The organism is Brevibacillus sp. MS2.2, from assembly GCF_013284345.1.
GTDB lineage: Bacteria > Bacillota > Bacilli > Brevibacillales > Brevibacillaceae > Brevibacillus > Brevibacillus brevis_C.
Window position 1 is genome coordinate 45,516 of sequence record NZ_JABSUZ010000037.1, and the last position, 7,575, is coordinate 53,090.

The following is a 7,575-nucleotide window of genomic DNA, read 5'->3' on the forward strand; positions in this document are numbered from 1 at the left end:
TATAGAAAGAGATATAGAGGGTGAAATCCGTGAAAAAAATAGCGCTCTTAGGTTCAACGGGGTCAGTTGGAACGAGCACGCTTGAAGTCGTAGATCAGCATCCTGAGGATTTTTCGGTGGTGGCTATGGCTGCTGGAACAAACGTCGATCTATTGACACGCCAGGTGGAAAAATTCAAGCCCGAGCTCGTTTCTGTGGGAAATGAGAAGGCTGCCGTTGAACTGCGAGATAGATTGGCGGGTAAGTCGCAACCAGAAATCGTTTACGGGGCAGAAGGATTGGAACTGGTTGCCCGTCATGAAGCTGCCAATTTCGTTATGACCGCTGTTGTCGGCAGTGTAGGGGTCGCACCTACACTCGCTGCGATTGAGGCGGGAAAAACAATTGGACTGGCCAACAAAGAGACACTGGTGAGCGCTGGCCCTGTTGTCATGAAACGAGCGAAAGAAAGAGGCGTATCGATTATTCCGGTAGACAGCGAGCATTCAGCTGTCTACCAATGTCTGCAAGGTGAGCGCAAGGAAGATGTGGCGCGGATCATTTTGACCGCTTCAGGCGGTTCCTTTCGTCATCTCTCTCGTGAGGATTTACAGCAAGTGACAGTAGAGCAGGCATTGGCTCATCCGAATTGGAGCATGGGTGCTAAGATTACGATCGATTCTGCTACTATGATGAACAAAGGTTTTGAAGTGATCGAGGCTCATTGGCTGTTCGATTTACCTTATGAGCAAATCGAATGCGTATTGCATTATGAAAGTATCATACACTCTATGGTAGAATACAAAGACAGAGCGGTTATGGCCCAACTCGGTACGCCGGATATGAAGGTTCCGATTCAGTACGCCATGAGCTATCCCATCAGAAAAGAACTGCCTACCGAACCACTCGATTTGGTCAAGATCGCCACGCTTCATTTTGCAGCCATGGATTATGAGCGTTATCCACTGTTAAAATTAGCGTATGAGTGCGGCATGGCAGGAGGTACACATACTGCGGTACTGAATGCAGCCAATGAAGTCGCAGTTGATAGGTTCTTGAAGGGAGCGATCCGTTTTTTGGACATTGAAAAGATCGTCCGAAAAACATGCGAAGCTCACCCCGGTGTAGCGAGTCCAGAGCTTGCAGATATTTTTGCAGCTGATGAGTGGGCACGCTCTTATGCGCTCGTCTCCAGCTAAGGAATATGAGTGTTAGATACTTGACAGAAAGGTGGCTGTTCACTTGCCTTTGCCCAACCTGGATTCCGTTGAATCAATTCTCGCGATTGTAGTTGTATTTGGGGTACTTGTCTTTGTGCACGAACTAGGACACTTCCTTCTGGCCAAGAAGGCAGGGATCTTATGTCGTGAATTTGCACTGGGAATGGGGCCAAAAATTTTTCGCGTGAAGCGAGGAGAAACGGAATACACCTTACGCCTGTTACCCATCGGCGGTCTCGTTCGCATGGCGGGGGAAGACCCGGAGATGGATATGTTGAAACCGCACATGGAAGTAAGCGTGGAGCGGGATGCGTTAGGAAAGGTCACACATATTTTGCTCGATGGGCCAAGTTCTGGTTCCGCTCGTGCGATCACCGGTACAGTCGTACAATTTGATCTGGAGCAAAATTTAAATATCGTGCTTGAAGTGGATGGAGAGCAGAAGACATTTGCTGTACATCCACAGGCTCAGCTGGTCAAGGATGGAGAAGAAGTACAGATTGCCCCTCTGAACAGACAGTTCAAAGGCAAGACAGTTTCACAACGTTTTTGGGCGATTTTTGCAGGACCTGCAGCCAACTTTTTGCTGGCGTTTGTTTTGTTTATCGTGATCGGCTTCTTGTACGGCGTACCGAATGGCAGCTATCTGGGAAATGTGATCCCGGGAGGACCTGCTGCTCAAGCCGGATTATTGCCAGGTGATAAGGTGATCGCGATTCAGGGTCAGCCTGTATCCTCGTGGAAAGACGTTGTCGAGAAGATTAGCAAAGCGCCGGACCAACAGTTAACCTTTGAGTACGAGCGCAATGGACAGCGTATGACTGTGCCAGTTAAAGTAGGAAAAGACGAAAACAACGTGGGCAAAATTATGGTAACCAATGCAACCACGTTTGCCCCAGGGGAAGTTCTGAAATCCGGTGCTACCAACACTTACGATTTTACGGTGATGATCCTGAAAAGCTTGGGAATGCTCGTAACTGGGGAATACGGATTGAAGGACTTGAGTGGTCCAGTCGGTATTTTCAAGATGACTGGAGAGGTTGCGCAACAAGGCATGGCGATTCTGTTGAAATGGGCTGCTGTATTGAGCATTAACCTTGGATTGTTCAATCTGTTGCCGCTGCCAGCTTTGGATGGCGGACGTCTCGCATTCTTGGGAGTAGAGGCGCTGCGTGGTCGACCTGTTGACCCGCATAAAGAAGGAATGGTTCATTTCTTGGGCTTTGCCTTTTTGATGTTGCTGATTTTGGTAGTGACGTGGAATGATCTGCAACGATTGTTCTCCTAATCACGTACTAACACGATAGAAAGAAAAACAGACATACCTAAAAGGATGGTGCAAAATGTTCAAGCGCGAGGAGACGAAACCGGTTTTTGTAGGTGGAGTGCAAATCGGGGGCCAAAAAAGCGTAGTCATCCAATCGATGACGACAGCAGACACGCGTGATGTAGAAAAAACTCTGGCCGAGATTCAGAGACTGCACGATGTCGGTTGCCAAATTGTTCGCTTGGCCGTCATCAATGAGGATGCAGCCCGTGCCATCAAAAAAATTAAAGAACACTCCCCATTGCCACTCGTTGCCGACATTCATTTCGACCACAAGCTGGCATTGATTGCGCTGGAGAGCGGAATTGATAAAATTCGGATTAACCCAGGAAACATCGGTTCAAAAGAAAAAACGCAACGCGTAGTGGAAGCGTGCCGTGAGCGCAATGTTCCGATCCGTATCGGAGTCAACTCCGGTTCAGTAGAGAGAAGGCTTTTGGAAAAATACGGGTACCCTTCTCCGGAAGCGATCGTAGAAAGTGCAATCGACCACGTGCAAATTCTGGAAGACTTGAATTACGACAACATCGTCATTTCCTTGAAGTCTTCCGATGTTCCAACGATGATCCAAACCTATTCGTTGATGGCACAGAAACGTAACTATCCGCTGCACGTCGGTGTAACAGAAGCAGGTACACAGTTCTCTGGCAGCATTAAGTCTTCCGTTGGAATCGGAACGGTATTGTCGATGGGAATCGGTGACACCATCCGTGTATCCCTGACGGCTGATCCTGTTGAAGAAATTAAAGTAGCAAAACAAATCCTTCGCAGCTTGGATATCGTGAACAACGATCCAGTGGTCATTGCATGCCCATCTTGCGGTCGATGCGCAATTGACCTGATCGGCTTGGCAACAAAAGTCGAGGATGCTATTTCCACGCTGAAAGTACCGTTAAAAGTAGCGGTAATGGGATGCGCGGTAAATGGCCCAGGTGAAGCTCGTGAAGCAGATGTAGGCGTTGCCGGCGGAAATGGCGAGGGCTTAATTTTCCGTAATGGTGAAATTGTTCGGAAAGTAAAAGAAACCGAGTTGTTTGAAGAGCTGATGAAAGAAATTAACGAAATGGTAAACGAGCAAAAACCTACTACTGTAGGATAATGCACGTTGATTGCTGATAAGGCATAAGGAGGACACGCACGTGTTGAAGCAAAGTCAAATGTTGATCCCTACCCTGCGGGAAGTGCCATCCGACGCGGAGATTGCCAGCCACAAGCTGCTGCTCCGCGCAGGTATGGCCCGCCAACTGGCTTCCGGTATTTATACGTACCTGCCCCTGGCGCTCCGTTCCCTGCACAAAATCCAAGCGATTGTGCGTGAAGAAATGAACAATGCTGGGGGACAAGAGCTGTTGATGCCAGCGATGCAACCAGCTGAGCTCTGGCATCAAACGGGCCGCTGGGATGTGTACGGTCCCGAGCTCGTTCGCCTGCGTGATCGTCATGATCGTCCTTTTGCCTTGGGTCCAACCCACGAAGAAGTCATTACGAGTCTCGTGCGTGATGAGATTAACTCTTACAAAAAACTCCCGATCAACCTTTATCAAATTCAAACCAAGTTCCGTGATGAAGTGCGTCCCCGCTTCGGTTTGATTCGTTGCCGCGAGTTTATTATGAAGGATGCTTACTCTTTCGATACGTCACAGGAAGGTCTGGATCGCAACTTCCAGGCTATGTATGATGCGTACACAAACATTTTTACCCGTGTAGGCTTGAACTTCCGTGCAGTAGAAGCGGATGCAGGTGCAATCGGCGGAAAAGGCACTTACGAATTCATGGCGTTGTGCGACATTGGGGAAGACACGATTGCTTATTCTGAAGAAGGCGATTATGCGGCCAACTTGGAAAAGGCAGAAGTCGTGTACAAGCCATCGGCGAAGCCAGCAACAGAAGCGCCAGCTCGCGAAAAATTGCACACGCCTGGCACCAAAACGATTGACCAATTGGTACAAGCACTGCAAATCGAAGCAAAGCAAATCATCAAGAGCCTTATTTATCGCCTAGACGACAAGCTGGTTATGGTGCTGGTACGCGGTGATCATGAGATCAATGAAGTGAAGCTGAAGAACTTGTACGATGCGACGATCGTAGGACTGGCTTCTGAAGCAGATATCGTTTCGGTAACAGGAGCGCCTGCAGGGTTTGTTGGCCCAGTTGGGATTGATCCTGAAAAAGTGGAAATCATCGCGGACAATTTTGTTCAAGATGTTTATGATGGTGTCGTCGGTGCCAATGAAACGGACTATCATCTGACTCACGTAGTTGCTGGTCGTGATTTCACCGTTTCCAAGTACGCTGACTTACGTAACATTACAGAAGGTGACGAGTGCCCTCGTACAGGTGGTGTTATCAAGTTTGCACGTGGTGTAGAAGTCGGTCACGTATTCAAGCTGGGTACGAAATACTCCACAGCGATGGGTGCTACGTACCTAGATGAGAACGGTCGCAGTCAACCAATGATCATGGGTTGCTACGGAATCGGTGTATCTCGTACGATTGCGGCAGTGATTGAGCAGAACAATGATGAAAATGGTATCATTTGGCCAGTATCTGTTGCACCTTTCCATGTGCATGTAATTCCGGTCAATGTTAAAGTAGAAGAGCAACGTCAAGCTAGTGAACAAATTACAGAAGCATTGCGCAAGGCTGGCGTAGAAGTTTTGTTTGACGATCGTCCTGAGCGTGCTGGTGTGAAGTTTAAAGACGCGGATTTGATTGGATTGCCTCTGCGTATTACGGTTTCTGATAAAGCCGCACAAGAAGGAACCGTGGAAGTGCGTATCCGCAAAAACGGTGAAGCACATGATGTGAAGCTGGATCAATTGGTCGATGAAGTAAAAGGCTTCTTATCTCGTGTTGACCAAACTGGAGCTGCCTTGTTCGGTAACTAGTTGCATGCAGGAATAAGAAGGATTTTGTCGAATTTTTACGGGGTACTCCCCTAGATTAATGGGGAGTGCCTCTTTTTCTTGTTTGAACGCTCACTTATAGGGAAGGTGGGAAAACCGTGGACCGTTTACAAGAGCAAAAACATCGCTTCTCCCTATTGGTCAAGCAAATGGAAGTTCCTGACGAATGGGTGGAGCGATTTTTTCTTGATGCTCAGATTGAAAAGCTAGAGCTGTATAAACAAAACAAAGAATGGGTTTTTCACTTTGCCCTCCCGAGAATGATACCTGCGGATGTTTATGCAGCTTTTACCAAGCGATTGACGCATACATTTTCACATCTAGCCAAAGTAGATACCCGATTTCGCTATCTACAAAAGCCGTCACTCGATCACGTAGTCGAAGAGTATTGGGATGTATTACTGGCGGGGCTAGAGCCAACTCTGAACTCCTTGGCCGTTACGATGCGTCAAGCGCGTAAGCAAGTTGACCAACAGGAGGTCAAGGTGTACCTGCCAACGGAGATGTCCGTTGAGGTTGCCAAGCGTAAGCGAGCGGATAATGAGCTTTTGGCTGCTTTCCAGAAGGCTACCGATTGCTCGATGCGCTTTACTTTCCATGGGGAAGAAAGCGATGACGCCTATAAGGCCTTTGAGGAGCAACGTAAAGAGGAAGAGCGTGCTCTCGTAGAAGTTGTGATGACGGCTGTTGCGCAAGATAGCAAATCGTCTGATAAAGCAGAGGCTGTCACTACGCTCATGATGGGCTATGAAATCAAAGATGCGCCGATCCCGATTTGCGAGATTCAAGATGAGGAACGCCGTATCGTCATTCAAGGAACCGTATTTAACGTAGAAGTAAAAGAGCTTCGCAGTGGACGCCATTTGCTCACTTTTAACGTTTCGGACTATACGGATTCTCTCACGGTGAAGATGTTCTCCCGCGATAAAGAAGACGTGAAAATGCTTGAATTGCTAAAAGACGGCATGTGGGTGAAAGTACGGGGAAGTGTACAGCATGACACGTTTGTACGCGATCTTGTGATGAATGCCAATGATTTAAACCAGATTGAGCAGGTCATTCGCAAGGATCATGCGGAAGAGAAACGTGTTGAGCTCCACTGCCATACGCCGATGAGTGCGCTGGATGCCGTTGCATCCGTAAAATCACTGGTTTCGACAGCAGCAAAGTGGGGTCATAAAGCAATTGCTGTCACTGACCATGGTGTCGTGCAGGCTTTCCCAGAGGCGTATTCCATTGCCAAAAAGAACAACATCAAATGCATTCTCGGTATGGAAGCATACGTAGTCGAGGATGGTATCGATATCGTTTACAACCTGCAAGCAGACAATAATCTTGCCATTGATGAAAACACCGAATACGTCGTATTTGATACGGAGACGACGGGGTTAAATGCCTCAGAACATACCATCATCGAGATCGCTGCTGTCAAAATGAAAGGCTCAGAAATTGTCGACCAATGGACGGAGCTGATTGACCCTCAATTGGAAATTGGGCCAAAGACAACCGAGATTACGGGGATTACCAACGAAATGCTCCGTGGGCAAGAGACACTCGATGTGGTGCTCCGCAAATTCAAAGATTTTACTGGTGACGCCATCCTGGTTGCGCATAATGCTGAGTTTGACAAAGCGTTTATTAACGCCTGCGCCAAACGGATTGGCATGGAGCCATGGAGCAATCCATTTTTAGATACGCTGCCTTTGGCTCGTTTGATGTACAAAGGAATGCGCAATTATCGTTTGGGCTCATTAGCGAAAAAGTTCAACGTCGAGCTCATCAATGCTCACCGTGCGTTGGACGATACTGTTGCCTTGGCTCACGTGTTCCAGCAAATGTTGAAGGACATAAAAGAAGCGGAAATCAAATCGCTTGCTGAACTGAATGAAAAAAGCAACGAAGAGGCGGATTACAAAAGTGGACGTCCATTCCATGCGACGATTCTCGTGCAAAATAAAGAAGGCCTTAAAAACCTGTACAAGCTCGTGAGTCGTTCCCATGTGGAAACTTTCTTCCGTTGGCCCCGAATTCAGCGAAGCCAGCTGACCAAATACCGCGAAGGCTTGCTAATTGGTACGGCGTGCAAAGACGGAGAACTCATGCAATCGATTCTCCGTGGTAAGTCACCGGAAGAGTTGAAGGA

Annotated in this window: 5 protein-coding genes; all 5 read left to right on the top strand. The window is 47.9% G+C overall.

Features of this window, described 5'->3' with window-relative positions:
• Positions 1–29 precede the first annotated feature (29 nt).
• Positions 30–1,178 carry a 1-deoxy-D-xylulose-5-phosphate reductoisomerase gene (locus tag HP568_RS24850; protein ID WP_173630507.1) on the top strand — a complete coding sequence of 383 codons (1,149 nt, stop codon included), beginning with the start codon at positions 30–32 and terminating at the stop codon, positions 1,176–1,178.
• 43 nt (positions 1,179–1,221) lie between these two features.
• The gene (rseP, locus tag HP568_RS24855; RefSeq protein WP_048033428.1) at positions 1,222–2,487 is read left to right on the top strand and encodes an RIP metalloprotease RseP; all 1,266 of its coding nucleotides are present in this window, start codon (positions 1,222–1,224) and stop codon (positions 2,485–2,487) included.
• A gap of 55 nt (positions 2,488–2,542) precedes the next feature.
• Positions 2,543–3,625, top strand: coding sequence for a flavodoxin-dependent (E)-4-hydroxy-3-methylbut-2-enyl-diphosphate synthase (gene ispG, locus HP568_RS24860; RefSeq protein ID WP_173630508.1), 1,083 nt, complete (start codon positions 2,543–2,545; stop codon positions 3,623–3,625).
• A 43-nt stretch (positions 3,626–3,668) separates the two neighbouring features.
• The gene (locus tag HP568_RS24865; protein WP_173630511.1) at positions 3,669–5,414 is read left to right on the top strand and encodes a proline--tRNA ligase; all 1,746 of its coding nucleotides are present in this window, start codon (positions 3,669–3,671) and stop codon (positions 5,412–5,414) included.
• Positions 5,415–5,530: 116 nt separating this feature from the next.
• Positions 5,531–7,575, top strand: a 2,045-nt coding sequence (locus HP568_RS24870; RefSeq protein WP_173630509.1) for an exonuclease domain-containing protein, incomplete at its 3' end; no start/stop codon positions are given.